General features: G+C 63.0%; 21 protein-coding genes and 1 pseudogene. 7 read left to right on the forward strand and 15 right to left on the reverse strand.

Annotated elements, in window-relative coordinates; all coding sequences use genetic code 11:
* Window positions 1-41 precede the first annotated feature (41 nt).
* The 7 genes from fdh3B to H2O77_RS08575 form a co-directional block, all read right to left on the reverse strand.
* Entirely contained in the window at window positions 42-701 is a 660-nt protein-coding gene (fdh3B, locus tag H2O77_RS08545; RefSeq protein ID WP_043333544.1) for a formate dehydrogenase FDH3 subunit beta, read from the reverse strand.
* 130 nt (window positions 702-831) lie between these two features.
* Window positions 832-3678 carry a molybdopterin-dependent oxidoreductase gene (locus H2O77_RS08550; RefSeq protein WP_082388779.1) on the reverse strand — a complete coding sequence of 949 codons (2847 nt, stop codon included), beginning with the start codon at window positions 3676-3678 and terminating at the stop codon, window positions 832-834.
* Between the two features lie 214 nt (window positions 3679-3892).
* Window positions 3893-4120 carry a twin-arginine translocation pathway signal gene (locus tag H2O77_RS08555; protein WP_215824389.1) on the reverse strand — a complete coding sequence of 76 codons (228 nt, stop codon included), beginning with the start codon at window positions 4118-4120 and terminating at the stop codon, window positions 3893-3895.
* 86 nt (window positions 4121-4206) lie between these two features.
* Window positions 4207-4983, reverse strand: coding sequence for a molecular chaperone TorD family protein (locus H2O77_RS08560; RefSeq protein ID WP_082388778.1), 777 nt, complete (start codon window positions 4981-4983; stop codon window positions 4207-4209).
* 4 nt (window positions 4984-4987) lie between these two features.
* The gene (locus tag H2O77_RS08565; protein WP_215824390.1) at window positions 4988-6904 is read right to left on the reverse strand and encodes a 4Fe-4S dicluster domain-containing protein; all 1917 of its coding nucleotides are present in this window, start codon (window positions 6902-6904) and stop codon (window positions 4988-4990) included.
* A gap of 520 nt (window positions 6905-7424) precedes the next feature.
* Window positions 7425-8222 carry a DUF3306 domain-containing protein gene (locus tag H2O77_RS08570; protein ID WP_215824391.1) on the reverse strand — a complete coding sequence of 266 codons (798 nt, stop codon included), beginning with the start codon at window positions 8220-8222 and terminating at the stop codon, window positions 7425-7427.
* Complete coding sequence (locus H2O77_RS08575; RefSeq protein WP_215824392.1) at window positions 8219-8776, reverse strand: DUF3305 domain-containing protein; 558 nt, start codon at window positions 8774-8776, stop codon at window positions 8219-8221. The genes H2O77_RS08570 and H2O77_RS08575 overlap by 4 nt, the downstream gene beginning before the upstream one ends.
* 208 nt (window positions 8777-8984) lie before the next feature.
* Between H2O77_RS08575 and H2O77_RS08580 the strand changes: the two genes are divergently transcribed.
* Window positions 8985-9920: a formate dehydrogenase accessory sulfurtransferase FdhD gene (locus H2O77_RS08580; RefSeq protein WP_215824537.1), complete on the forward strand. Its 936-nt coding sequence runs from the start codon at window positions 8985-8987 to the stop codon at window positions 9918-9920.
* A complete protein-coding gene (locus H2O77_RS08585) occupies window positions 9920-10969 on the forward strand; it encodes a helix-turn-helix transcriptional regulator (protein WP_215824393.1) in 1050 nt (349 codons plus the stop codon). Before H2O77_RS08580 ends, H2O77_RS08585 begins: the two co-directional genes overlap by 1 nt.
* Before the next feature lie 293 nt (window positions 10970-11262).
* Here H2O77_RS08585 and H2O77_RS08590 read toward each other — a convergent pair whose 3' ends face one another.
* Both H2O77_RS08590 and H2O77_RS08595 read right to left on the reverse strand, forming a co-directional pair.
* A complete protein-coding gene (locus tag H2O77_RS08590) occupies window positions 11263-11901 on the reverse strand; it encodes an XRE family transcriptional regulator (protein ID WP_043333550.1) in 639 nt (212 codons plus the stop codon).
* A gap of 499 nt (window positions 11902-12400) precedes the next feature.
* Window positions 12401-13327: pseudogene (locus tag H2O77_RS08595) on the reverse strand (histone deacetylase family protein); the annotation flags it as partial.
* Window positions 13328-13528: 201 nt separating this feature from the next.
* On the opposite strand from H2O77_RS08595, the gene H2O77_RS08605 reads away from it, so the two are divergent.
* From H2O77_RS08605 to H2O77_RS08620, 4 genes are all read left to right on the forward strand, one after another.
* Window positions 13529-16618, forward strand: a complete 3090-nt coding sequence (locus H2O77_RS08605) for a bifunctional acetate--CoA ligase family protein/GNAT family N-acetyltransferase (RefSeq protein ID WP_240548767.1) — start codon at window positions 13529-13531, stop codon at window positions 16616-16618.
* Between the two features lie 464 nt (window positions 16619-17082).
* A complete protein-coding gene (locus tag H2O77_RS08610) occupies window positions 17083-18291 on the forward strand; it encodes a glycine betaine/L-proline ABC transporter ATP-binding protein (protein ID WP_043333554.1) in 1209 nt (402 codons plus the stop codon).
* Window positions 18288-19145, forward strand: coding sequence for a proline/glycine betaine ABC transporter permease (locus H2O77_RS08615; RefSeq protein WP_043333557.1), 858 nt, complete (start codon window positions 18288-18290; stop codon window positions 19143-19145). Before H2O77_RS08610 ends, H2O77_RS08615 begins: the two co-directional genes overlap by 4 nt.
* 152 nt (window positions 19146-19297) lie before the next feature.
* On the forward strand, window positions 19298-20218 hold the full coding sequence (locus H2O77_RS08620) for a glycine betaine ABC transporter substrate-binding protein (protein ID WP_043333667.1): 921 nt from the start codon (window positions 19298-19300) through the stop codon (window positions 20216-20218).
* A gap of 135 nt (window positions 20219-20353) precedes the next feature.
* On the opposite strand, the gene H2O77_RS08625 is transcribed toward H2O77_RS08620, so the two are convergent.
* The 5 genes from H2O77_RS08625 to H2O77_RS08645 all read right to left on the reverse strand — a co-directional run bounded on the left by H2O77_RS08625 (window position 20354) and on the right by H2O77_RS08645 (window position 23953).
* The gene (locus H2O77_RS08625) at window positions 20354-21025 is read right to left on the reverse strand and encodes an RluA family pseudouridine synthase (RefSeq protein WP_054556709.1); all 672 of its coding nucleotides are present in this window, start codon (window positions 21023-21025) and stop codon (window positions 20354-20356) included.
* An 84-nt stretch (window positions 21026-21109) separates the two neighbouring features.
* A complete protein-coding gene (locus H2O77_RS08630) occupies window positions 21110-21637 on the reverse strand; it encodes a hypothetical protein (RefSeq protein WP_153635734.1) in 528 nt (175 codons plus the stop codon).
* 333 nt (window positions 21638-21970) lie between these two features.
* Window positions 21971-22621, reverse strand: coding sequence for a pyridoxamine 5'-phosphate oxidase (pdxH, locus tag H2O77_RS08635; protein WP_043333565.1), 651 nt, complete (start codon window positions 22619-22621; stop codon window positions 21971-21973).
* Window positions 22622-22691: 70 nt separating this feature from the next.
* Window positions 22692-23066, reverse strand: a complete 375-nt coding sequence (locus tag H2O77_RS08640; RefSeq protein WP_153635735.1) for an AzlD domain-containing protein — start codon at window positions 23064-23066, stop codon at window positions 22692-22694.
* On the reverse strand, window positions 23063-23953 hold the full coding sequence (locus H2O77_RS08645) for an AzlC family ABC transporter permease (RefSeq protein ID WP_215824395.1): 891 nt from the start codon (window positions 23951-23953) through the stop codon (window positions 23063-23065). Before H2O77_RS08645 ends, H2O77_RS08640 begins: the two co-directional genes overlap by 4 nt.
* Before the next feature lie 336 nt (window positions 23954-24289).
* Here H2O77_RS08645 and H2O77_RS08650 point away from each other — a divergent pair, with 336 nt between their 5' ends.
* The gene (locus H2O77_RS08650) at window positions 24290-25048 is read left to right on the forward strand and encodes a cytochrome b/b6 domain-containing protein (RefSeq protein WP_215824396.1); all 759 of its coding nucleotides are present in this window, start codon (window positions 24290-24292) and stop codon (window positions 25046-25048) included.
* Between the two features lie 136 nt (window positions 25049-25184).
* Here the strand turns inward: H2O77_RS08650 and H2O77_RS08655 are convergent, their stop codons facing one another.
* The gene (locus H2O77_RS08655; protein ID WP_172978663.1) at window positions 25185-25673 is read right to left on the reverse strand and encodes a cytochrome c; all 489 of its coding nucleotides are present in this window, start codon (window positions 25671-25673) and stop codon (window positions 25185-25187) included.
* Between the last annotated feature and the right edge of the window lie 251 nt (window positions 25674-25924).

The following is a 25924-nucleotide window of genomic DNA, read 5'->3' on the forward strand; positions in this document are numbered from 1 at the left end:
GTCAACCGTGAAGCTGTAAAGTGCGCGCGCATGTCGCCTCCTTACCCCTTGCGGGCTGCGTCGTAGGCCAGGTGGTCCGCCTGCTGAACGCTGCTGGTGGTCAGGTTGGCAGACGTCTCCGGATGGCTGGCCTTGTCGACCGGCGACCAGGCGCCGTCTTCATGGCCACGGTAGACCACACGCTGACGGAAGATGTCGGAGACGGTCTCGGCATCGCCGGCCAGCAGGGCCTTGGTGGAGCACATCTCGGCGCACAGCGGCAGCTTGCCTTCGCTGATGCGGTTGGCGCCGTACTTCTCGAACTCTTCTTCCGGGCTCTCGGCCGGGCCGCCGGCACAGAAGGTGCACTTGTCCATCTTGCCGCGCTCGCCGAAGGCGCCTTGCTGCGGGAACTGCGGGGCGCCGAACGGGCAGGCGTACAGGCAGTAGCCGCAGCCGATGCAGATGTCCTTGTCGTGCAGGACGATACCGTCATCGGTCTTGTAGAAGCAGTCGGTGGGGCAGACCGCCATGCATGGCGCGTCATCGCAATGCATGCACGCCACCGAGATGGAGACTTCACTCGGCTTGCCGTCGTCCAGTGTCACTACGCGGCGGCGCTGAACGCCCCACTCGGTCTCGTTGGCGTTCTTGCAGGCTGTCACGCAGCCATTGCACTCGATGCAGCGCTCTGCATCACACAAAAATTTCATCTGGGCCATGGTGCTTCTCCTTCACGGCCTGTCGCCGGGTTCCTCGGTCAACAGGCCGGATGATTCTGGTAACGGATACGTCCGATCGTGTCTTGCGCTGCGTCCGGGCCGCGTCACCGGGACGCGGCCATCACTCGAGTCAGGCGAGGCTGACGCGGCACAAGGTGACCTTGGTTTCCTGCATCAGGGTCACGGGGTCGTAGCCGTAGGTGGTCGCGGTATTGGCCGATTCACCGAGCACATAGGGCACGGTGCCTTCCGGATAGCGGGACTCGAGGGATTCGCCTTCGTAATGCCCACCGAAGTGGAAGGGCATGAAGACGACATCCGGGCCGACACGCTCGGTGACCATCGCCATCACCTTGACGCGGCCGCCCTCGGCGCCCTCGACCCACACCATGTCGCCGTCCTTGATGCCCTGGTCGTTGGCCAAGGCCGGATTGATCTCGACGAACATCTCCTGCTGCAGCTCGGCCAGCCACGGGATGGAGCGTGTCTCTTCGCCACCCCCTTCGTATTCCACCAGGCGGCCCGAGGTCAGGGTGATCGGGTACTTGGCGCTGACGTCCTTCTCCTGGATGGAGGCGTAGAGCGTCGGCAGGCGATAGATGGACTCGGAATCCGGCCAGGTCGGGTAATCCTTCACCAGGTCGCGACGCGCGGTATACAGCGGCTCGCGGTGCTTGGGGATCGGGTCCGGGAAGGTCCACACCAGGGCGCGCGCCTTGGCGTTGCCATATGGCATGCAGCCATGCTTGATGCACACGCGCTGGATGCCGCCGGAGAGATCGGTCTTCCAGTTCTTGCCTTCCGCCGCCTGCTTTTCCTCGGCCGTCAGGTCATCCCACCAGCCCAGCTGCTTGAGCAGCTTGTCGGTGAACTCCGGATAGCCATCCTCGATCTCGGCGCCCTTGGACCAGGAGCCTTCCGCGAGGATGTTGGTGCCGTTGTGCTCAACGCCATAACGCGCGCGGAAGTTGCCGCCACCCTCGGCCACCGTCTTGGAGGTGTCATACAGGATGGGCGAGCCCGGGTGACCCATCTCCGGCGTGCCCCAGCACGGCCAAGGCAGGCCGTAGAAGTCGCCGTTGGCCGGGCCGCCACGGGCCTTGAGCGTCTCGAAGTCGAAGGTGTGCCAGTTCTGCTGATGTGCCTTCAGGCGCTCAGGGCTCTGGGCGGTGTAACCCACCGTCCACATGCCGGCATTGAACTCGCGCGTGATGTCCTCGACGACGGGCACGCTGCCCTCGACCTTGATATTGCGGAACAACTCGTCGGCGAAGCCCAGCTTGCGAGACAGCAGGTACATGATCTCGTGGTCAGGCTTGGACTCGAACATCGGCTCGATGACCTGATCGCGCCACTGCAGGGAGCGGCTTGAGTTGGTCACGCTGCCGGTGGTCTCGAACTGGGTCGCGGCCGGCAGAAGGTAGACGCCGTCGGTACGGTCGTGCATGACGGCGGCGATGGTCGGGTAGGGGTCGACCACCACCATCATGTCCAGCTTGGCCATCGCCTTCTTCATCTCCGGCCCGCGGGTCTGGGAGTTGACGGCATGGCCCCAGTAGAACATCGCCTTGAGCGCGGTGCGCTGGGAGATGCGGTCCGGGTTCTCGAGCACGCCATCGACCCAGCGCGAGACGGTGATGCCGTTGGTGTGCATCGGCTTGCCGTCGTGATATTCGGTCTGGTCGTAGCGGTTCTGGATCCACTCGAAGTCGACGTTCCAGACCTTGGACCAGTGCTTCCACGCGCCTTCTGAGAGGCCGTAGTAGCCCGGCAGGGAGTGGGACATCAGGCCCAGATCCGTGGCGCCCTGGACGTTGTCGTGGCCACGGAAGATGTTGGCGCCGCCACCGGACTTGCCGATGTTGCCCAGCGCCAGTTCCAGGATGCAGTAGGCGCGGGTGTTGTTGTTGCCGGTGGTGTGCTGGGTGCCACCCATGCACCACACGACGCTGCCCGGACGGTTCTGGGACAGGCGGCGTGCGACGTCGAGCATGTCGGCCTCGGCTACGCCGGTGATGCGCTCGACTTCCGCCGGTGGGAACTTGGCGACTTCAGCACGCACTTCATCCATGCCGTAGACACGCTGCTGGATGTAGGCCTCATCTTCCCAGCCGTTCTCGAAGATGTGCCACAGCAGGCCCCAGATATAGGCGACATCGGTGCCCGGGCGCAGGCGCACGTACTTGTTGGCCTTGGCGGCGGTCCGCGTGAAGCGCGGATCGACGACGATGATCTCGGCGTTGGAGCGTTCCTTGGCCAGCAGGATGTGCTGCATGGCCACCGGGTGCGCTTCGGACGGGTTGGAGCCGATGAACAGGATCGAACGACAGTTGTGCATGTCGTTGAAGGAGTTGGTCATCGCCCCGTAGCCCCAGGTATTCGCGACCCCGGCCACCGTGGTGGAGTGGCAGATACGCGCCTGGTGATCGACGTTGTTGGTGCCGAACAGGGCCGCGAACTTGCGCATCAGGTAGGCCTGTTCATTGCTGAACTTGGCCGAACCCAGCCAGTAGATGCTATCGGGGCCGTGCTCCTTGGTGAGCTCGAGCACCTTGTCGCCGACTTCCTCGATGGCCTGCTCCCAGGAGAGCTTCTTCCACTTGCCACCTTCGAGCTTCATCGGGTACTTGAGGCGACGGTCAGAGTGACCATGCTCACGCAGGGACGCGCCCTTGGCGCAGTGTGCGCCACGGTTGAAGGGGTGATCGAAGGCGGGTTCCTGCTTGGTCCAGACACCTTCCTGGACCTCGGCATAGACGCCGCAGCCCACGGAGCAGTGTGAGCAGATGGTGCGCTTCGTCTCGACCGGCGCGTCAGACACTTCGGTCTTGGCTTCGGCGCGTTTCATCATCGGGGCGGCCATGAAGCTCGCGGCGGCAAGGCCGCCGGTGGCGACACCGCTGCGTTTCAGGAACTGGCGGCGGTTGATACCGAGTCCCGAGGTCTCTTTGGCAGAGGGGGTGGGGGTCAGTCGCATGACATCATCTCTCCTCGTCACCCGAATCATTGCCCGGGCCGCGTGAGCGGGTCAGGGGGCAATGTCGGGAGCGGCGGTCTTTCAGATCAGGGGCAGTCCTGATCCGTGCCGACTTGTCACTGTCGATGGCGGGCGGAAACCTCTCCGCGCTGCCCGTTGTTCAGGCCGCTGGCCGCGCGCATGGCGCAGGCTCAGGGCACTGTCTGTCTAGCATTCAGTCACGCAGCGTGGCGTAGAAGGCCTTGACGTGATCACTCTCGCGATAATTGTCAGTGCCCTTGTCCTTGACGGGGGCCTCTGGCGCGGCCTGGTCCGGAATCACGGCACCGGCCAATGACCCTGCTGCGGCAACCCCTACGGTGCTGGCGCCCAGTACGCGCAGGAATTTGCGGCGCCCCTGGCGCTCCTGGTTATGGCTGTCTTTTGCGTCATCAGTCTTCATGCTGATCTCCTGTCGGCAATGCTGCTGGGTGATGCGAGTATGGATAGCGTTGCAGTCTCGAATGTTGCTTCACGTCATGCGTGACATCAGTGTCTTGCGTCGGGTGCCACACTGGCTGGCGTGACGAGCTGGACGGCCTCGGCCGTCACCTGCTCGCCAGAGTTGTTTTCGGTCGCCGCATGCAGCGGGATCGAGTCACCGAGGTTCAGGCGCTCTGCCCGCAGGAAGGCCTGCCCCAGGTAGCCGACGGCGGCATAGAAGGGACTCTCGCGTCCCGCGAGGTCGGCGCAGCAGCGCTCGCCCCAGCTGGCCACATGGCGGCGGAAGAAATTGACCTGCTCGCCGGGCACCTCATCGATCAGCATGGCCATCACTTCGCACAGTGCGCCGAGATGATCTTCGGGCTCATGCACATCGCTCTGGCGTTCGAAGCCGAGGCGCTTGAGGTCCTGGCGCAGGGCGACCAGCGGCATCTCCATCAGCGAGCCGGTGAGGTACCAGCTGGCGTAGGGCACTACCTCGCCCTGCACCACGCCTACCAGGCTCTGGAAGAAGTCGTCTTCCAGCCGGCGCGAGTCGCTGACGCGGGCGGCCAATGACAGCGACGCCAGCGCGCGCGGCAGTTGTTGCTCGGCGGCCCCGGGCAGGCTGATGGCGTCATGGTCGAGTTCGGCCAGAAAGTCGATCAGCTCCGCATCCGGCGCCGCACGCAACAGCCGCGCCAGCAGCCGGTAGAGGTCGGCGCGCAATGCCTGCTGTTCTTCACTATGGCTTATCAGAGAGTCGGCCGCAGTGGTGTCAGGTGCACGATCGTCAGTCCCACCTGCTGCAAAGTCGTCGGGAGTCGACGTGGGTGATGTCATTGGCTCAAACCTTGAGTTGGGCATCGGGATTACGTGCCATTTCGTGCCAGATGTCCTTGACGCGGCAGTCGCTGCACATCTTCAGGCGCAGTGCGCCATCGCCCTGGAAGTAGGCATGCGAGGCCAGTTTGGTCTGCATCGCCGTGATGGTGGCGGTGGAGCCGAACGGCGTGCCACAGCTGATGCAGGGGAAGGGCACATCCTGCTTGATGAGCTGCGGTTCGCGGCGCACGTCGGGCTGCGGAGCAAAGCCAGGCGTCAGGGTGATGACCTGCTCCGGGCATGCCTGCTCGCAGAGGCCACACTGCACGCAGTCACCTTGAGTGAAGGATAGTGCAGGCGACGTGCGATTGGCCGAGAGGGCGCTGGTCGGGCAGACGGCGACGCAGCCCTGACACAGCGTGCAGTTGTCGCTGTCGACGTTCACCACACCGAAGGGCGCGCCTGTCGGCACGGCGACGCTGTCTTGCGCCAGGTCCGCGACCGACAGGGTCGCCAGGTGATCGAGCACCCGATTGAGGCGTTCGCGCTTGCCGGGGCGTGCCTGCGGCTGACCCAGCAGCCAGTCACGGGCGATCGGCTGGCTGGGCTGCTGCTCTTCTTCACTGTCCGCGCCCGGTGCCAGAGCGACACACAGCGGCGTGATCAGAGGCAGGGGGGCAGCCTCGTTGCTATCCATTTGTGGCAGGGCGGACGGCAAAGAGACGAAGCGAATGCGCGGCTCGCCACTGGCCGCATTGGCAAGCCCCATGCTGTCGAGCAGGGTCAGCGCCAGGCGGCGTTCGCTCTCGAGCTGCTGGTGCTGGCCTGCAGGCAGGTCGTGGGGCAGTTCGACGATGACCTGTGTCGCGCCAAGTGCGAGTGCGGCCAGCCACTCGTCGTGCCCGGTGGCGGAGATTTCCTCGAGAGTGATATCGAGGCAGCGCTCCTGGTCGACACTCGCCAGGGCAGTCTGCGAGGCAGGGGATTGCTCCAGGCGATAGCGCAGCAGCGGGTAGAGGCCACCGCCATCCTGATAGCGCTCCAGCAGGCGCTGGATCTGCTCCATGCGCTGTTCGGCCGGGGGCTGGGTGAAGCTCAGCGCGCCGGTCGGGCAGGCACTGACGCAGCTGGCCGCGCCGTGGCACAGGTAAGGGTCGATCTCGATATGCGCATTGCGACGACCGGCCACCGAGAAGATGGCATCGGCGCTGCAGGACGACAGGCAACGCGTACAGCCGATATTGCCGGCACTGGAGTGAGCGCAGGTATCGAGATTGACGGTCACGTAATTCGGTTTGTCGAAATTGCCGATCAGGCCTGCGAACTGCATCGCCCAGGCGGTCAGCTGTGACAGTGATTGCTGGGAGGCTTCGGCATCGGCGACCAGCTGATCCAGCTCAGCGATGACGTCCGCACCGGCTTGCAGATAGCCGGGCGGTGGCAGTTCCGCCTGGTTGAGCGGCTGGCTGGACAGGTCGGCGATCAGGTCGAAATGGGTCGCGCTGCCGGTACCTTGCGGCACCAGCGCGGCAGCCAGATTGACGCCATCACTGGCAAGGATGAACTGGCCGAGGTGACCGCTCAGCGCGAGCATGTCACGCGGGGCACTGTGCGCAGGCAGCGACTCACTGGCGGCGAGATGCTGTTCATCCATCGTCACCAGCGCACTGTTGTCCTGCTCACTGATCAAGAGTGCCACCGGCAGCTGAGCGGTGGCCGGCAGGCGGGTCAGCAGACTCGCCAGTGCTCGCACTCGCGCCTCGCTGCCGATGATCACGGTGCGTCCCTGACTGTGATAGCGGATGGGAGCGCTACCGGCATCCGTCGCCAACAGCGGCAGACTGGAGGCAGGCGAGCCACCCATGGCGGATGACAGGGCGCGTTGGCGTGCTTGTTGATTGAGGGCGCGCTGAGCGCTCTCGAGGCTTGAGCTGAGCATCCTCATCCTTATTCGGTCGTGGCGGACCTTGCATGCAAGCTGCCGTCAGGTGGCACGCGGATGATGCAGGTCCCGGTCGTCGCTGATTCTCGCGGTCTCTCGCGGTCTTTCGCGGTCAGAGCCGGGTCGGCGATCGACAGTCGTTCAGTGGGGGATTCATGACAGGCCAACCATCTTTGCATGCTGTTGATGACATTGCCGTTTTCACGCCCGGCGAGAAGAGGGGCGCGGTCAGGTCGCGCAGGCACTCATCAGCGCAGACGGTTGACGCCAGTCATCATCTTCAAGGGTTGGCATGTCATGCTGAATCTTGCATGTGCGTTGCAGTCAGTGCGCCTTGATGAGGCGCGTCAGGGTGACCCATGAGGCATCAGGATGACCTCGACCAGACGTGTCCGGCTTTATCATGGGTCATAATGACTCATGCTGGTTGTGCGGCGCGTCATCCTGACGCCCTGGCGTCCTGAGCCCTGACGCGCTCAGCCCTGGCGCTGGAGGCGCTTATGGGGCCAGCCCCGAGTCACGGCTTGTGGTGGGCGCCGCCTTCATCATCTGACGTGGGAGTTGGCTCGCGCGAGTCTTCCGCAGGCATCGCTTGCGGGTCAGGCGACTCGAGTATCTCGTCGCTGGGCGTCGCGTGTGACTCGCCCACTGGCGCCTCACCGTCAGGCGCCTGCTCGGCGATCTGGTCGTCTGTCTCCTGCGCCGTTTCCGCCTGGGGTGTCTCGCTTGCCTCATCGAGCTTTTCCAGGCCTTCTTCGACCTTGCGGGTCCAGCTGCGCAGCGTGTCGGCGACACCTTCGGCGAGTGGGCGCATCTGGGAGAAGTCCTGGTCGTAGTCATCCAGCCCATCGCGCACCGAGTGCTCGCCACCCATGAAGATGCGCCGCAGCGCGCGCTGGCGTAGCGCCGGGTCCACGCCGTTCTGCATGAAGGCGCTGATGTCGGCGTCTGGGGTCAGGGTGTCGGGGTCTGGCAGCTCGATGACGGGTATTTCAGCGCTGTCAGCGTCCGATGCCTGCTGATCGCTCTCGGTTGATGCCTGTTCTGCTGGTTGTTCGGCGGCCTGTTCTGTTGCCGAGGAGGGGCTATCGCCGCCCAGGGCTTCGTGCTGCGAGCCGCTCGCTGCAGGGGTGTCAGCGCTGTTGTCAGAGGCGACTCCCGCCTGTGACGGCGGGAGGGTGTCGCTTTTGGTTCCCTCTGTGCTGTCCGGCTGTGCCAGTTGGTCTTCACGTCGGCTGTCGCCTTGCTTGCGGCGTGACCAGCGCGAGAACAGGCCTTCATGGGCAGGGCTTGCGTTATCGTCGTGCTGGCTCATGACGTGCTTTCCTTACCATCACCGGGCTGATGCGTCTTGTCGGGCATCGCGGCGTGCTGCTCTGCCTGACTGGCGCGCCCGGCGCCCTTGCGTTTCTTCTTCTTGCCTTCGTCGAGTCGTTCACCGTGACGCGCGAGGTAGGCTTCCAGCCACACCATCAAGGCCGGTGGCATCGGCACGTCCAGCACCAGCTGGTCGCCATCCATCCAATGCGATGCCACTTCCTGACAGGCCGTCACCACGCGGGGCTGCATGCCGTCGGCTTCGCGCTCATCGCATTGGACGAACAGACGCGGCTGCTCGCAGCGCAGGTTGTAGCGGTAATCGGTGCGCTCGGTGAGGTGAAGCTGCAGCGGCAGGATGCGGCGATGCGCTACCTCATCAGCGGAGGCGGGCTCCGCTACGTGCGATTCCGTCTCTGGCGTTGCAGAGGGCGAGAGGTCGGCAATTCGCCAGGTGTCGATGCTGAAACGCCCCAGCTTCTGCGTGGTGGGCGCCAGGGTGACGCTCAACCAGCGGGTGTCGTCACTGCGGGGAGGGATGGATTCAGACATGGCTTCCTTGTTCACTGCTGTACCCGCAAGCGGGTCTGAAAAGAATGCTGCGATGGTGCTAGTGTGCAAGATACATGCCGGCGCATGCGATATCAGGGTCACCGTCAGTCAGTGCGGGGACAGCTCTGCCATCAGACTGGTACTCTACGGCGATTCAGCGCAAGAATTGCCATTCCAACCGGCTCGATCAGGGAGACCCGAGTTCATGATGCCCTCTGCACGGCCAGCGATCAGTCGCGCCACACTACCCACTACGCTGGACATCGAAGTCATGGATGAGCGCGGTGAGCGCCATCAGCAGTCCATTGCCGCCGAGCGCTCGCTGACCATCTATCTCAATCGACGCGAGATCGTCACCTTGATGACTCTGGGTGCCGAACCTGAGGCGCTGGTGGCCGGTTATCTGCGCAATCAGGGCCTGCTGGGTGAGCTTGAGGACCTCGAGGCGCTGCAGGTGGACTGGGAAGTCGAGAGCGCCTCGGTGGTGACGCGTCATCTGCCCGAGGATATCGAGCAGCGCCTCGGCAAGCGCACCGTGACTACCGGCTGTGGGCAGGGCACGGTGTTCGGCAATCTGCTGGAGCGCCAATCACTGGCCGCGCTGGACGCAGGCCCCTTCAGTCAGGCCTTGTTGTATCGCCTGCTGGAGGCGCTGGCGGCGCACAACGCGACCTATCGCAAGGCCGGTGCGGTTCACGGTTGCGCCCTGTGTCGGGATGATGAAGTGCTGGCGTTCATCGAGGATGTCGGCCGCCACAACGCCGTCGATACGCTGGCGGGGCTGAGCTGGTTGGCGCCCCTGAGTGATGATGCCAGTGATTATCAGGGGGCCAACATCTTCTACACCACCGGTCGTCTGACTTCCGAGATGGTACTGAAGGTGGCTCAAGCGGGGATCTCGGTGCTGGTCTCACGCTCCGGTGTCACGCAGAAGGGAGTGGAGCTGGCGGAACGCTTTGGCGTGCTGTTGATCGCGCGCGCCAAGGGGCGCCACTTCCAGGCGGTGGACCCTGCCGGGCGGCTGGTGCTGGACGCCATCCCGCCGCTGCGTGCCGGCGACGCTCTCAAGTCATCGCGCCATGACGCGTCAGGCAAGCCATCTTCATCAGACGGCGCAGCCGGTCACGACAAGGGGGCACAGTGATGAGTCGTCTCTCTTCGCCGCTGGGCGTCACACCCTCACAGGGCTTTACCTCTGAACTCGGCGCACCTTCGGGTGGCTCTGTCGCTGAGTCTTCAGGCGAGCCCCTGAATGCGGCCACCGGCCGGCAGGCTCCGGTCCCCCACGACAACCCCTTTCTGACGGTGCAGGAAGTCGCGCGTCTGCTGCATCTCAATGAGAAGAAGATCTATCAGCTGGCCAGTGACGGCACCATGCCGGCGACCAAGGTGACCGGCAAGTGGTTGTTTCCGCGGCGCCTGGTGGAGCAATGGATTCTCGAGTCCAGCCATCATGGTGTGCTGGCGGATCGCCTGATGATCACCGGCAGTGATGACCCGCTGCTGGCCGCACTCTCCATGCGCCTCAATCAGCAGCATGCCGGTAGCGCCTTCTATGGCATGAGTGTGACCGGTACGCGTCTGGGGCTTGATCTGCTCAGCCAGGGGCGTGCTGACGTCTGCGCCATTCACTGGGGGCGCGCGGAGGAGGCGGCGCTGCGTCATCCGGCGCTGATTCGCGGCCACGATGGCTATCGTCAGTGGGTGATGGTGCGGCTTGCGCGCCGTACCCAGGGGCTGATCATCCGCAATGATGATCGCCATCTGTCCATCGACCCCAGCGGCCTGTTCGGTTCGCAGCGGCGTTGGGCGGTGCGACAGGAGGGGGCGGGTTCGCAGCGCTTCTTGCAGGAGTGGCTATCCGGCCATCAGATGCGTGCCGAGCAGCTCAACACCCTGGCAATCGCCTATTCCGAGCGTGAAGTGGCCTCGATGGTGGCGCGGGGCGAGGTGGATGTCGGCCCCGGCACGCTGTCGGCCGCCAATGAGTTCGGCCTCGGCTTCGTGCCGGTCTGTGAAGAGGCCTTCGACCTGGTGGTACCGCGCAATGTCTACTTCCGCGATCTCTTCCAGGGGTTGCTGGACTATCTGGCCACGCCGAATGGTATCCAGCTGGCGCAATCCCTCGGTGGCTATGATCTGCGCGAATGCGGTCAGTTGATCTGGCGCGGCGATGCCGCACAGCACGATTGAAGTGCTCGGTACGCTGAACACCCAGCGGGTGCTGGCGGTCAGGACTCGGCGCAAGCCATGAGTGTCTTTACGACATCCAGAAAAATCGCCCATTAGCGCATGGCTAGTGGGCGATTTTTTTATTTCGGGCTGACGGCGAGCATGGTCAAGCAAGTCATTGTTTTGAATGGATCGGCCAGGTGACGCTCGCGTGAAGGCTATCTTTACGGTTTAGCTTCTCGCCAGCGCGTCATGTGGCTTATTTCAGCTCAGCTTTGCTCACGTCAACACAGCCCAGCTCACTTCAAATCAGCTCAGCTCGGATCCGAATCATTGCGAGTGCACACCGACAGCACGATGGCATCTTCTTCGCTGGTAGAAACCAGAGCGTGACCCATGTCGGAGTCGAAATAGATGCTGTCGCCATCGCCCAGCGGCAGGGGTTCATAGAATTCCGAATAGAGCAGAATACTGCCCGCCAATACCATCAGGAACTCCTCGCCGTCGTGACGCACCCAGTCGGGGAAGTCATCGAAGCTGCGCGCACGCACGCGAGTCTTGAAGGGAATCATGCGTTTCTGCGCCAGCTGCCAGGACAGTAGCTCGTGCTCATAGGTCGGCGTCGGGTGTGACTTGCCATCACCGACGCGCGTCAGATCGCGACGCCCGAGAGTGCCACTCTGGCGCTTGGGCGGGCTCAGCAGCTGCGGCAGGTCGATGTTGAGACCATGAATCAGCTTCTGTACCGCCGTGAAGGTCGGCGAGATCTGCTCATTCTCGATCTTGGACAATGTCGAGCGTGCTAGTCCCGTGCGCTGGCTGACATCTTCCAGCGTCCAATGATGGGAGAGGCGGATCTGCTTCACGCGTTCGCCAAGCTTCAGGGGCTCAACGAAGGGTTTGCGGCCGGAGGCGATCCGGACGGCGGCGTCCTTGTCTGTCGGTGTGCTCATGAGAGTGGCTTCGCTATGGGCGTGATATTGGCGGCGCACGACATTGAGTGTCGCAGCGCTGTCAGCTGGCGATAAAGTTTACTATCGGAAACTTTATCGCCAGCTTATCACAGCATGGCAAGCGCGCATCATCCCGACGCGTAGCCAACATGGCTGTCCGCGACACCGAAGGCTAGCTGGTGCTCCCATGATGCAGCGACAGGTTTCCTGGCTGCGGGAAACCTGTCGTGAGGTGTGGTGTGCGTCAGGGGAAAGGTTACCTGTGTGTGGAATGCCCAGCGCTAGAACAGCCGGGCACTAGAGCAGCCAGGCGCTAGAACAGCGGGTGATCACGCTCATCCTCGGCGGGCTTGGCAAGCGGCGGCTGGACGCCGTCTGGTGTGCCAGAGGCGGAGCGGGGTGGGAGGGCATCCACGGGGGGAGGCGCGAGATCGAGCTGGTCTGATGGGTGCTGGTCGGGGCGATGGCCGCCGGCACGCGCCTCGAGGCCATCCTGCATCGGCAAGCCCGCCAGCGCCTTGAGATGCGCCTCGGTGCTGCGCCCCAGTGCCTCCAGGCAATACCCGCCCTCCAGCACGGAGACGATACGCCCGTGACAGTGACGCCGCGCGACATCCATTGCCAGCAGGGTGACCCAGTAATAGTCGTCATCTTCCAGGCACAGTTCCGCCATCGGGTCTTCACGATGCGCGTCAAAGCCCGCCGAGATCAGGATCAACTCCGGCTTGAAGTCATCGAGCTTCTTCAGCCACTGGGCTTCAATGGCGCGCCGGAAGGCCAGTGAGCCGCTGCCTTCGCTCAAGGGCGTGTTGTGGATGTGCTCCCAGCGGCTCTCCAGGTAGCGCCACGGGTACATGGCGTCTTGGAACGAGGAGCACACCAGCGTATCGGGATCATGTTTGAAGATATCGACGGTGCCATTGCCCTGGTGCACATCGAAATCGAGGATTGCGATCCGCTTCACGCCGTAATGCTGGCGGGCGTGCAGGGCACCCACCGCCACGTTGTTGTAGAAGCAGAAACCCATCGCATCGGCGCGTTCGGCATGGTGGCCCGGTGGGCGCACGGCGCAGAAAACGTTGTCGGCCTGATCGCGCATCACCTGGTCGACCCCACGTACCACCGCGCCGGCGGCCAGTCGCGCCGCGACCAGGCTATCGGCACACATCACGGTGTCTTCGTTGATGGTCAGCAGCTGCCCGGCCTGGGGCGGACATTTCTCCAGCGCCTGCAGGTGGCGCATGGGGTGCACGCGCGCCAGCTGCTCAAGCGTTGCCGCTCGCGCACTGTATTGCTGGACATGCTGAATCACGCCGCTCAGCGCCAGCTGACGCTCGATGGCCTGCAGACGCAGTGGGCTTTCGGGATGGGTGGGGCCCATGAAATGCTGACCGCAGTCGCGATGGGATATGTAGGAGGTGATCATCGGCATGCCTGCGTGAGTGTGCGGGTCATAATGGTCTGCACCATGACGTAACAGTAAGAGTCGTCAATGGCATGAGCCAGTCGCCGATGGTCTACCTTGTTTCACGCATGAAGGGCGCGAGGATGGCTGTTCAGACCTGCGCTTTCGCGGCATGCTGCTCATATCGCGCTGACGAGGCGCAACCGCTGACAGGACAAGCCTATGGGAACGCGATTTCTGCGCAATTTCTTCGAGCCCGCCAGTATCGTGGTGATCGGCGCCTCGGAAAAGCCGCATTCACTGGGCGGGCAGGTACTGCGCAATCTGCTTGAAGGGGGCTTCAAGGGCGCCCTGACGGTGGTCAACCCCAAGGGATATGAGACGGTGCATGGCGTGGCGTGCGTCAAGCGGGTCAGTGAGCTTGAGCAGGTGCCGGACCTGGCCATTCTGTGCTCCCCGCCGGATACCTTGCCGCGTGTGGTCGAGAAGCTGGGTCGGCGCGGCGTCAAGGCGGCGTTGCTGATTTCGGGAGGTGTCGCGCCGACGCCGGTCAGCTCGCTGGCCCGCGTCACCGGCAAGGGGCTTGAGATGCTGTCACGCCGCGACGGGCTGAACTTCTCTGCCCCGCGCCTGCCGGGCATTCACAGGTCCACTACGGGCAAGCCAGGCTCCGAACCCTCCGTCACCGAGGCGTCGTCTTTGGATGAGGCCGGTGAGCCTGCCGCGCCGAGCGCCGAGCGCTACCCGCGGATCGCCGACAGCACGGACGACGTGCTGGATGCCTCGCAGGCCCGTGAGCCGGGTGTCGAAGTTCCGCGTATCCACCGTGATCAGGAAAGCCTCAACAGTCGGTTGCTCAAGGCTGCCCGTGGCAGTGGGATTCGCCTGCTCGGGCCGGAATGCATGGGCATCTGCGTGCCCAACCGGCACCTGAATGCCTCCTTCAGTGGGCAGCCAGTGGCCAAGGGCAAGGTCGCCTATCTCGGTCAGTCGGGGATGCTGGGCAATGCGATGATCGACTGGGCGGCAGGGCGCGGCATCGGCTTCTCGCATCTGGTGACCCTGGGCGACAGCGTCGATGTGATGCTGCCCGATCTGATCGACTATCTGAACCAGTACGGGCCGTCGCAGGCCTTGCTGTTGCATCTGGAGCGCATTCACGACCCGATGCACTTCATGACCGCGCTGCGCGAGGCGTCCCGCAATCGGCTGGTGCTGGCGATCAAGAGTGGCCGTACCCCGGAAGCCGACCTGTTCGGCACACATGTCACGCGTGGGGTGCCCAATCGCGACCGGATCGTCGATGTTGCCCTCGCGCGTGCCGGGGTGGTGCGCGTCAATGACAGCGAAGACATGTTCGATGCGCTGGAGACGCTGAATCGCATGAAGCCGTTGCGCGGTGATCGGCTGGCGATCGTCTCCAATGGGTTGGGCCCGGCCTTGCTGGCCATCGACAAGCTGATGGCGGGCGGCGGCAAGCTGGCCGAGCTGAGCGAGGAGAGCCGCCAGGCTCTGCTCAAGGCCGAGCTGGATGTCAGCCTGCCGGGGCGCAATCCGGTGGATCTGGGTGGCAATGCCACGCCGGAAGACTTCCTGGCCGCAGTCAACATCGTGGCCAATGACCGTGGCGTGGACGCCGTGCTGGTCGTGCATGCGCCGACACGCCTTGCTCCCTCACGGGCAACGGCCGAGGCGCTGGTGGCGCATCGCAAGCAATTCCGACGCAACCTGCTGACCAGCTGGATGGGGCTTGAGCAGGCACTTTCGGCCCGTCATGAATGCCATCTGGCCGGCATCCCGACCTATCTGTCGCCGGAGAAGGGCGTCAAGGCCTTCCTGCAGATGGTCGATTACCACCGTGTGCAGACACTGTTGCAGCAGACGCCGCCGAGTCTGGCCTTCTCGACCAGTGCCGAGATCCGCGCCCGCGCCCATGACCTGGTGCACAGTGCGCGGCGTGCCGGCCGTGAATGGTTGACCCACTCGGAAACGGCGCAGGTGCTCGATACCTACGGTATCGCGACCGCACCCAGCCGCTATGTGCTCGACGCCGCCGAAGGCGCGCGCGCCATCGTCGAGTTGCAGCGTTCTGCCACGGATGACGACAAGCCTTCTCGCCAGGGCCCCTATGCGCTGCGCGTGGTGCATGAACACAACAGCCAGCCGTTCCGCTATCGCCGCTACCCACAGCGGCTGTCTTCCGGCGTGGTACAGGACCTTTCCGGTCCGGAGGATATCGCGCTGGCGATTCGCCGCATCACCCAGAAGGTGGCGGAGGGCGATGCCGAGCGTGGCCGCAGTGACCATGAACGCACGCGCATTCATGAGTTCTGCCTGCAGCCGATGCAGCGTGGCAAGCACTCGCTGCAGCTGAGCGCAGGTATCACGCGCGATGACGAATTCGGCCCGGTGATCGTGTTCGGCATCGGCGGTTACAAGGTCAATGTGCTGGCGGACCGCCAGGTGGCCTTGCCGCCCCTCAACATGACACTGGCGCGTGAGCTGATCTCACGCAGCCATGCCTCCCGCCTGATCGCCGAGCACTCGCCGGACCCGGAGCGCGATTTCGAGCGCGTCAGCACGCTGTTGATCAAGCTCTCACAGTTGGCATCGGATTTGCCTGACATAAGAGGGTTGGAAATCAATCCGTTGTTGCTCAACCGCGAGGAAGCCGTGGCGGTGGATTTCGCGCTGGATCTCGGCAAACCGGCCCGTTTCGCGATCATGCCGTACCCGGAGGAGCTGCGTGAATGGGTGTCGCTGGACAATGGCATGCACGTCGAGGTGCGCCCGATACGCGGCGAGGATGCGCCCTTGATCACGGCCTTCCATGCCCGGCTCTCCGAGGAAAGCATCCGTTTCCGCTACTTCCACCACAAGGCGGCGCTGACGCAGCGAGATCTCGCGTTGCTCGCCCAGATCAATTACGACCGCCAGATGGCCTTCATCGCCGAGCGTGAAGTGGAAGCCCAGCCAGGTGAGTCGCCGCAGCGCGAGATGCTGGGGGTGGTGCGGGTATGGAATGACCCGGACAACATTCGCACCGAATTCTCCGTCATCATCCGGGATGACATGCAAGGTGAGGGAATCGGCAGTCTGTTGATGGAGAAGATGCTGCGCTATTGCCGCTCGCTGGGCACGCTGGAGATGGTCGGCAAGATCATGATCGACAATCACCCGATGCGCGCCCTGATGAAGCACCTTGGCTTCACCTGTCGCTACAACATGGAGGAGCAGGTCATCGATGCCAGCATCCGTCTCAACGAGCCGGTCAGTGATTGGCAGCGCCTGAGGCTGGAAGCCAAGGCCTGATGCGCCTTGATGGTGCATGGGCTTATTTGATAGGCGTGTGCCTGGGCTTGTTGATAGGCGTGTGCGGGGGGTGTTCAAGGGTGCATGCGTAGGCTTGCCAGGCGGTTCTCGGCAACACGCAATGCGTCAGGGGAGGGAGAGCAATAGACCAATAACAACATGCAATGTCGTGATTCAGGGAGGTATCAGCAAGAAGCGTCAAGGGCATACCACCTTGGTCGTATAAACGTCTGTTCGTGTTTGAGCGCTTATCAATAAAACTGTATTGTAATTACAAATATAAGAATCCTTTATGGATAATGGCGCAGGGGATGACACAGTATTCTGTCAGCAGGTCGGCAAGCGATGCTTGCGGCCAGATTGCGCGATGTCAGCGGGCAGGGCGAGCCATTCTCCCTGCCGGATGGAGTGCGTAATGGACAGAATCCGTGGATATTTCCTGCCCGCTGACGACAGGAAAGCCAATGACTGACACTCGCGACGTGAAGATTCGAGTGCGCAATCTGAGCAAGGTGTTCGGCAATCAGCCCGACAAGGCGCTCAAATTGCGTGATGAGGGCATGAAACGCCCCGAGATTCTCGAGAAGACTGGCCAGACGTTGGGGCTTTCCAACGTGGACTTCGATGTGATGGAAGGCGAGTTGCTGGTCATCATGGGGCTGTCCGGCTCCGGGAAATCGACCCTGATCCGCTGCCTGAACCGGTTGATCGAGCCGACCGAGGGCGAGATCCTCATCGACGGCGATGATGTTGCCAAGCTGGATGACAAGTCGCTGCTGCGCTGTCGTCGCAAGCATTTCTCGATGGTGTTCCAGAATTTCGCGCTCTTCCCGCACCGCACCGTGCAGCAGAATGCCGAGTTCGGGCTTGAAGTGCGTGGCGAGGAGAAGGAAGTCTGTTATCAGCGCGGTCGCGATGCGCTCAAGCAGGTCGGCCTTGATGGCTGGGAAGATGCTTATCCCAGCCAGCTCTCCGGTGGCATGCAACAACGTGTCGGCCTGGCACGAGCGCTGGCCAACGACTCCACGGTGCTGTTGATGGATGAGGCCTTCTCGGCGCTTGATCCCCTGATCCGCAAGGACATGCAGCAGGAATTGCTGGCGCTGCAGCACAAGATGAAGAAGACCACCATCTTCATCACCCACGATCTTGATGAAGCCCTCTCCATCGGCGACCGCATCATCCTGCTCAAGGATGGCGAGATCGTGCAGATCGGCTCCCCCGAAAGCATCCTCACTTCCCCGGCCAATGATTATGTGGCGCGCTTCGTCGAAGGCGTCGACATGTCGCGCATCCTCACTGCCCGCTCGGCGATGACCGATGTGCGGGCCACCGCACGCGATGATGATGGCCCGCGCACGGCGCTGCGCAAGATGGGCGACAACGGCCTCGACAGCCTGTTCGTGGTGCGTCGTGATCGCACCGTGCTCGGGATCATCACCGCCGAGGATACCGAGCGTGCCGTGCGCGAGAATCTCACCGATCTCTCGAGCATCATCCACTCCGATTGCTGTCAGGTCTCGCCGGAAGAACCATTGCACAACCTGTTCGCGATGTTTGCCGGTCATCACCACCCGCTGGCGGTGGTCGATGAGCAATCCCGCCTGTTGGGCGTGGTGATCAAAGGGTCCGTACTCGCGGAACTGGCGGAAGCAGGGGAGGCACACGCATGAGCGACGCAACCGGTTTTACCATCCCGAAGATAGAGCTGGGTGACTGGATCGAGACGGGTCTGGATTACCTGACGACCAACTACTCCAGCATCACGCGCGGCATCTCCAAGTTCACCGAGACCGGCATCGACGTCCTGAACGATGCGCTGATGTGGCTGCCCGAGTGGGCGCTGATCGCTCTGGTGACGCTGCTGTGCTGGCGGCTGGCCGGCACGCGCCTGGCCATCGGTTCCGTACTGGGGCTGGGACTGATCTGGAACCTGGATCTGTGGGACCCGATGATCGAATCGCTGACCCTGGTGGTGATCGCCACCCTGGTCGCCGTGGTCATCGCGGTACCGCTGGGGATACTGGCGGCACTCTCGGACCGCTTCTACAAGGTCATCATGCCGGTGCTGGATTTCATGCAGACCATGCCGGCCTTCGTCTACCTGATTCCGGCGATTCCCTTCTTCGGCATCGGCTCGGTCTCCGCCATCTTCGCCACCGTGATCTTCTCGATGCCGCCGGCGATTCGCTTCACCACGCTGGGCATTCGTCAGGTGCCCAATGACCTGATCGAAGCCGCCGATGCCTTCGGCGCCACCCGCAGCCAGAAGCTCTTCAAGCTGCAGCTGCCGCTTTCCCTGCCCACCGTGATGGCCGGTATCAACCAGACCATCATGCTGGCACTGTCGATGGTGGTGATCGCGGCCATGATCGGCGCCGATGGCCTGGGGAATGAGGTCTGGAAAGCCATCCAGCGCCTGCGTCCGGGAGATGGTTTCGAAGCGGGCATCGCGGTGGTCATCCTGGCCATGCTGCTCGACCGCCTGACCCAGACCTTCAGCAAGGAAAAGAAGCCCCGTTCATGAGGGGATTCACCAGCGGCCTCCGTATGTTGCATGGCGATGCGGAGGCCGCCTCGAGCACTTCCATACCCGACTCAACGTTTGGCCGTCGACACGCGTTCTTCGACAGGCGTGCTTCGATAAACAATGAGTAAATTCGAATAAAGGGGAAAATGATGAACAAGCAAGATGCCTCCCGCACTACCTTGAACGTCACCGCGAAGATGAATGCCGCCACCAAGGCATTGCTGCTCGGCGCTGTCATGTCCTCCTCACTGGCCGGGGCAAGCGCCGTGTATGCCGCTGGTGACAAGGGCGATGTGACGCTGGCCTACGTCGAATGGTCCTCTGAAGTCGCCTCCACCAATGTGGTCAAGGCGGTGCTCGAATCACAGGGCTACAACGTCGAACTCAAGGCGCTGTCTGCGGCGGCGATGTTCCAGGCAGTCGCCTTCGGCGATGCCGATGGCATGGTCGGTGCGTGGCTCCCCACCACCCACGAAGACTACATGGCCAAGATCGCCGACAAGGTCGACGACCTGGGCGTCAACCTCGAAGGCACCAAGCTCGGGCTGGTCGTGCCGTCCTACAGCAAGCTCGAGACCATCGACGACATCAAGACCCACGCCGAGGATATCGATGAGCGCATCGTCGGCATCGAGCCGGGCGCAGGTCTGACGCGTCTGACCGAGCAGGTGCTGGAGGACTACGATCTCGAGGACATCGACCTGACCACCGGCAGCGGTGCGACCATGACCGCCGCGCTGAGCAATGCGATCAAGGGTGAGCGTGAGATCGTCGTCACCGGCTGGACGCCGCATTGGATGTTCGCCCGCTGGGACCTCAAGTATCTGGATGACCCGAAGGGCGTCTACGGCGGTGCCGAGGAGATTCACACCCTGGCGCGCAAGGGGCTCGAGGAAGACATGCCGGAGGTCTACGCGATTCTCGACAACTTCGCCTGGACTCCGGCTGACATGGGCGAAGTGATGCTCAACAACCAGGAAGATGACGCTGACCCCTACGAAACCGCCAAGGCGTGGGTGGAAAGCCATCAGGATATCGTCAAGGAATGGCTGCCGGCCGCGGCTGAGTGATGCCTGGCGTGACTCACTGAGTCATGAATGACGAAACGCCCCCACAGGGTCTCCTGTGGGGGCGTTTCGTTGTGTGCCTGCAAATGACGCGTCGCTCACACTCGGCGAGCTCAGACTTGATCAGAACGGACGGGCTCAGAACGGACAGGGACTGCGCACTTCCATGCGCTCACCACTCACCGGGTGATCGAAGCTGATCATCTCGGCATGCAGCATCAGGCGCTCGGCCATGAAGAAGGCCTCATCCGTCGCATAGAGATCGCAGCCCAGGATCGGGTGGCCGATCTGCTGGCTATGGATGCGCAACTGATGCGTGCGACCTGACACCGGCGTGAATTCGACTCGCGTGCGCGCCGGATTCTCCAGGCGCTCGATGACGCGGAAATCGCTGATGGCGGTCTTGCCGGTCTCGTGGCAGATCTTCTGCAGCGGGAACTGGTCGACGTCCTTGGCGATGGGCAGGGAGATGCGCCCGCTGTCCTCCTCGAGATGGCCATGCAGGATCGCGGTGTAGGACTTGCCGATGTTGCGGTCCTGAAACTGGCGGGTCAGGTTGCCGTTGGCCGGTTTGTTGAGCGCGACCAGCATGATGCCGGAGGTGCCGAAATCCAGCCGATGCAGCAGCTTGGCGCTGGGGTATTCCTTGACCAGGCGATGATGCAGCGAATCCAGATTGAGCGGATGCTTGCCGGAAAGGCTGAGCAGGCCACTGGGCTTGTGGATCAGCAGGATGTCATCGTCGGCGTACAGCACCGCGTAGGTTTCGTGGCAGACGGGAACGATGAACGGGTCGGCTTGTGGCTGCATAAGGGCTCGTCAGTGACATCAAGGAGGGCGGGGCGAAACGGCAAGTGAGGCAATTGCTGGCGTGCTCTAGAGCGCTGGCGCGGTCTAGAGCGCGATATCCTGCCAATGATACTCGTACTCGTCGTCCTCACCATCCTCTGGCGCACGACCGATGAAGAGGCTGGCGGTGAAGGCGCGCACGAAGATCACCTGGCTGCCATCCAGTGCGGTCAGCAGCTCACCCTTCTTGAGCTTCTTGATCTTGCGCTTGCGTGCTGCGGCGGCATCACGCGCCGCGCGGGTGTCGGCGCGCCACTGGGCGGCAATCTCACCGGGCGCTGTCGACTGTTCGAGCAGCTCCTCGGGGCATTGCAGCGGAATGTCTGGCGTGCCTTCGTCACGGATATGGTATTCCCAGCGGCTGGGGTCACCATTCTTGGGAGCCTGCATCAGGTGCTGGCGAATGAAGGTATGGCCGTGAGGATGTTCCAGCACGGTATACAGCACATTGCCGACCACGGCGTGATCGACCAGCGAGATGCCATGACTGTCGGACGGCGTATAACCGGCCAGCAGACGGTCTACCAGTGTCTGACGTGCCACCTTGGGGGTGCCGCTGTCATCCCAGGCCATGAAGCCTCCAATCTGAGCGTGTCTGGCATCGCAGGCCATGTCGGATGCGCTATGAATGACGCAGGCTGACTGGCGTTCGAGAGGCCGAAAGGGCGGCCATTGTCCGGCTTGTGCCCGGCGAGGGCAAGCCGCTGAACGCGCGAATCTGCGCCGGCGGGGTCTCAAGGAATAGCGCAAGCGATAACACAAGCGGCAACCCGGCCGGCGCCCCGCACGGTAACCCGAACGGCAACGCAAGAGGCCCCGCATGAGCGGAGCCTCGAGAAGAGCGCCTGTTGTGGCGCAGACTGGCTATCGGCACAGACTGGCTAGCGGCAGAGACTGGCTAGCGGGTCAGGGTGCCAGCAGTTGCTTGTGCCATTCGCCGTCTTCCGTGTCCAGGCGCTGGTAGCGTACGCGATCGTGCAGGCGCGAGGGCTGCCCCTGCCAGAATTCGATCATTTCCGGCACTACGCGGTAGCCGCCCCAATGCTCCGGACGCGGCACTTCGGTGGTGGCATAGACCTGCTCGAAGCGACCCTGACGCTCGCTGAGCCATTCGCGATCGGGAATCTCGACACTCTGCTGCGAGACCCAGGCGCCCAGCTGGCTCTCCTTGGGGCGTGAGGCGAAGTACTGATCGGAGGTGGCATCCGCGACCTTCTCGACGCTGCCTTCGATACGCACCTGGCGCTCCAGCGCGGGCCACCAGAAGGTCAGCGCGGCGAAGGGCACATTGGCCAGCTCGCTGCCCTTGTGGCTCTGATAGTTGGTATAGAAGATGAAGCCTTCACTGTCGCAGCCCTTGAGCAGCACGATGCGCGCATGCGGCTTGCCCTGGCTGTCGACGGTGGAGAGCGTCATGACATTGGCGTCGTTGTCATCGGCGGACAGGGCGCTGGTCAACCACTCCTGAAACAGCTCGAAGGGTTCCAGCGGTGTGTTCGCAAGGCTCAGGCCATCACCGGAATAGGTTCTGCGCACATCGGCGATATCGCGGTTCATGGTGGGCTCCCTTGATGAATTGCTCATGTAATGACATGACTGTGACCGCTCACGTGCTGGATCGCAAGCATCAGACACCGCCCAGCTGCAGCCACGCCATGTAAAGCCCGGTACCGACGGCAATCGAGAGCAGCGCATTGCGTCGCCACAGATGCAGTCCCGCCACGCAGAGGGCCGCGACCAGCATGCCGGCGCCCTCGGCGCTTACGAGCCAGCTTTGCCAGGCCGAGATGTGGTGCGCAGACTCTGACATGTCAGGCAGTTGCATGGCCGACAGCGAGACGATGATCAGCACGACCATGACGATGGCCGGCAGATAGCGGCCCATATGCAGAATCAGCGGATGGGCCGAATGGCGGGACAGGAACACGAAGGGCAGCGCGCGCGTGGCGAAGGTCGCGCCGGCTGACACGGCGATCAACAGCAAGGCCTGCAGGGTCGTCATGGGGTGGTGTGCTCCGAGGCTTGATTGTGTTCAGTCCGGCGCGCGCCAGACTTGCCGTGTGGGGGATGATCGTCACGCGGGGCAGGCGTGACGTGTGGCTGTTGTTTGCCACGCTGGTAATGATACTGCCCGAGCAGGAGGGCGCAGGCTGCCGCGATGCTGCCCAGCAACAGCTGATCTTCCGGCAGCAGCCACAGGCCCGCGAGCGTGACCAGCAGGCCGAGCATGAAGGGCCAGCGCTCGCGCAGGGCGAACCATTGTTCGATGCCCAGCACCACGAACAGCGCCGTCAACGCGAACTCGATGCCGCTGCTGTCAAAGCTGAGCTGTCCGGCTGCCAGACCCAGCAGCGTCCCCAGTACCCACCAGGATTGGTTGAGGAAGGTGATGCGCAACATCAGGCGCTGGTCATCACGGCGCGCCACGGGATCATCGCGTTCGCCGCTGCGTGGCAGGCTGGCCAGCAGCGAGTAGGTTTCATCGGTCAGCCCGAAGATGAGATAGAGCTTGCCAAGCCCCGCCGCGCGGAAGCGCTCCAGCAGCGACAGGCCGTAGAAGAGGTGGCGCGAATTGAGCAGCAGAGTGGCCACAAAGACCTCGGTGATGCCGGCGCCCGCACCGAGCAGCGCTACCGCCAGGAACTGGCCGGCCCCGGCCAGGATGACCAGTGACATCAAAAGGCCCAGCCAGGGGCTCAACGGCAGCTGGGTGAACAGCACGCCGAAGGCAGCGCCCAGCGGGATATAGCCGAACATCACCGGCAGGGTCTTGTTGAGTGCCTGTTGCCATAGGTGACGACTGCTGACTGGCTGCCGGGGAGGCGAGCCCGCACAGGTGGTGTCGTCCCGGGAGGCGTGCGAGGTACCGGCCGTGGAAGGCGATGACATGGCGAGAGTTCCGTTCTGCGCAGGCGGGGTGAAGACGGGCGACACATGCCGGGAGCCTTCAAGAGGCCGAGACCCGGTAAGCCGCAGGCAATCTACGCAGCATATAATGTCATCAAGCGTCAGGCGATGCTGCCAAGGTGGCAGCTGGCAGTGGAAAGTGCTGAATCAGCGCTTCATTGCTGATATTTCACATGTCTCATGGCGGCACGGCCGATTGATTTGCCGTGAGCCGCCAGACCGAGTCCACCTATACTGGCCTGTAGTCGCTCGTTGGCTGCCTATCGCTGCCTGATCACGTGTGCCATCAAAGGTTCATTCGCTGAGGGAGTCATCAGGATGAGTTCGAACCGATTCCGCAAGTCCTCGTCTGAGACGGTGCTTCATGATCAGGGTGAGCCTTCGCCGCTGCGCAGTGTCGTGATCTGGGGGCTGGCCATCCGGCTGTTTCACCTGCTGCTGATTCTGGCGATCACCGGCATGTGGTACACCGCCGAGGTGGGCGCAGGACTCGATTTTCCGATGGTCTGGCACGCACGGTTGGGATATTGCGTGATCGGGCTGGTGGCGTTTCGCGTCATCTGGGGGCTGGTGGGCAGCGGGCATGCTCGCTTCAGCCGCTTCGTGGCGTCACCGCGCACGACCTGGCGCTACGCCGCTGACTTTCTGGCGGGACGCGCGCCACGTCATGCAGGCCACAATCCCCTGGGTGGCTGGATGACGCTGGCCATGTTGCTGGTGCTGGCGATTCAGGCCTCGAGCGGGCTGTTTCTCACCGATGATCTGCTGTTCGAAGGGCCCCTGCATGATCGGGTCCCAGCGAGTGTCGCCGAGGGGCTGGCCTGGGTGCATCACACCAATATCACGCTGCTGTGGGGGCTGATCGCCCTGCATCTGATGGCCATCGTCTGGCATGGCCTGCGCGGTGAGTGGCTGATCTGGGCGATGGTGCATGGCCGCAAGCATTTCAGGCGCGATGAATCGGTAGTGGATGAGGGCGAGCCAGTGCCACCTTTACGCCCACGCAGGAGGCTCGCGCTGGGGTTGGCGATCGGCATTGCCGTTCTGGTCATCTGGCAGGGGGCGCAGTTGCCGTAAGCTCTGCTCGCTTTCACTCATGCTTTCGCTATGACTTTTACTCTCACTTTCGCCCTCATGTATGCCAAGACGCAAAAGCGCCGCCACGAGCAATCTCATGGCGGCGCTTTTGCGTCTTGACGGAGCTTTGGCTATATCAGTCAGCGCGATACTGCTGATGACAGCCCTTGCAGGTCTTGGCTGTCTCGACGAACTGGCTGCGCAGGGCATCAAGGTCCTGACTGGCGGCGGCGTCAGCCAATGCCCGGCTCTGGGTCATCAGCGCCTCGGCACGCTTGTCGAAGCCTGCACGGTCGCTCTCTATCTTGCTCAGCGCGTCGGTATCACCGTCATAGGAACCGGCGATGAAGCCCTCCCATGGCATCTGAGCCAACAGCGCCAGTCGCTCGGCGCGGGTGCGAAACTCCTCGGCATCATAGTCCTGCTTGCCCTTGACCATCGCACCCATCGGACTGAACTGCCACGCCAGCGTCTGGAAGACTGCCTGGCGATACTGGATGGCATCTTCCGTCTTGTCAGCCAGTGCCGCTGGCGACGCCAACAGGCTGGCAAGCACCACGCCAGCCGCCAGCACGCCAGTGGTCAGGCGGTTGCGCGATACGCCCGCAGGGCGCGGAAAAGACAAGTGTGTTGTCAGGCCGATCATGGCAAAGCCTCGCTGTAATCAACTCGCAAAGCCGATACAGCATGGGCGGCTCGCGATGGTTGAGGAGACACGCTGGGAAAAGCAGTGGGTAGCGGCGGGGTAAGTGGCAAGCCGCCGTGGGAGGGCGCAAACCGATACCCGCCATTCTAGTCGGCTATTTTACGGCTATTCTAGTCGCCTATTTTAGTCGGCTATTCTAGCCGCCAATTTTAGTCGATTATGGCGCGACG

It is taken from the genome of Cobetia sp. 4B (genome assembly GCF_018831605.1).
Lineage (GTDB): Bacteria > Pseudomonadota > Gammaproteobacteria > Pseudomonadales > Halomonadaceae > Cobetia > Cobetia amphilecti.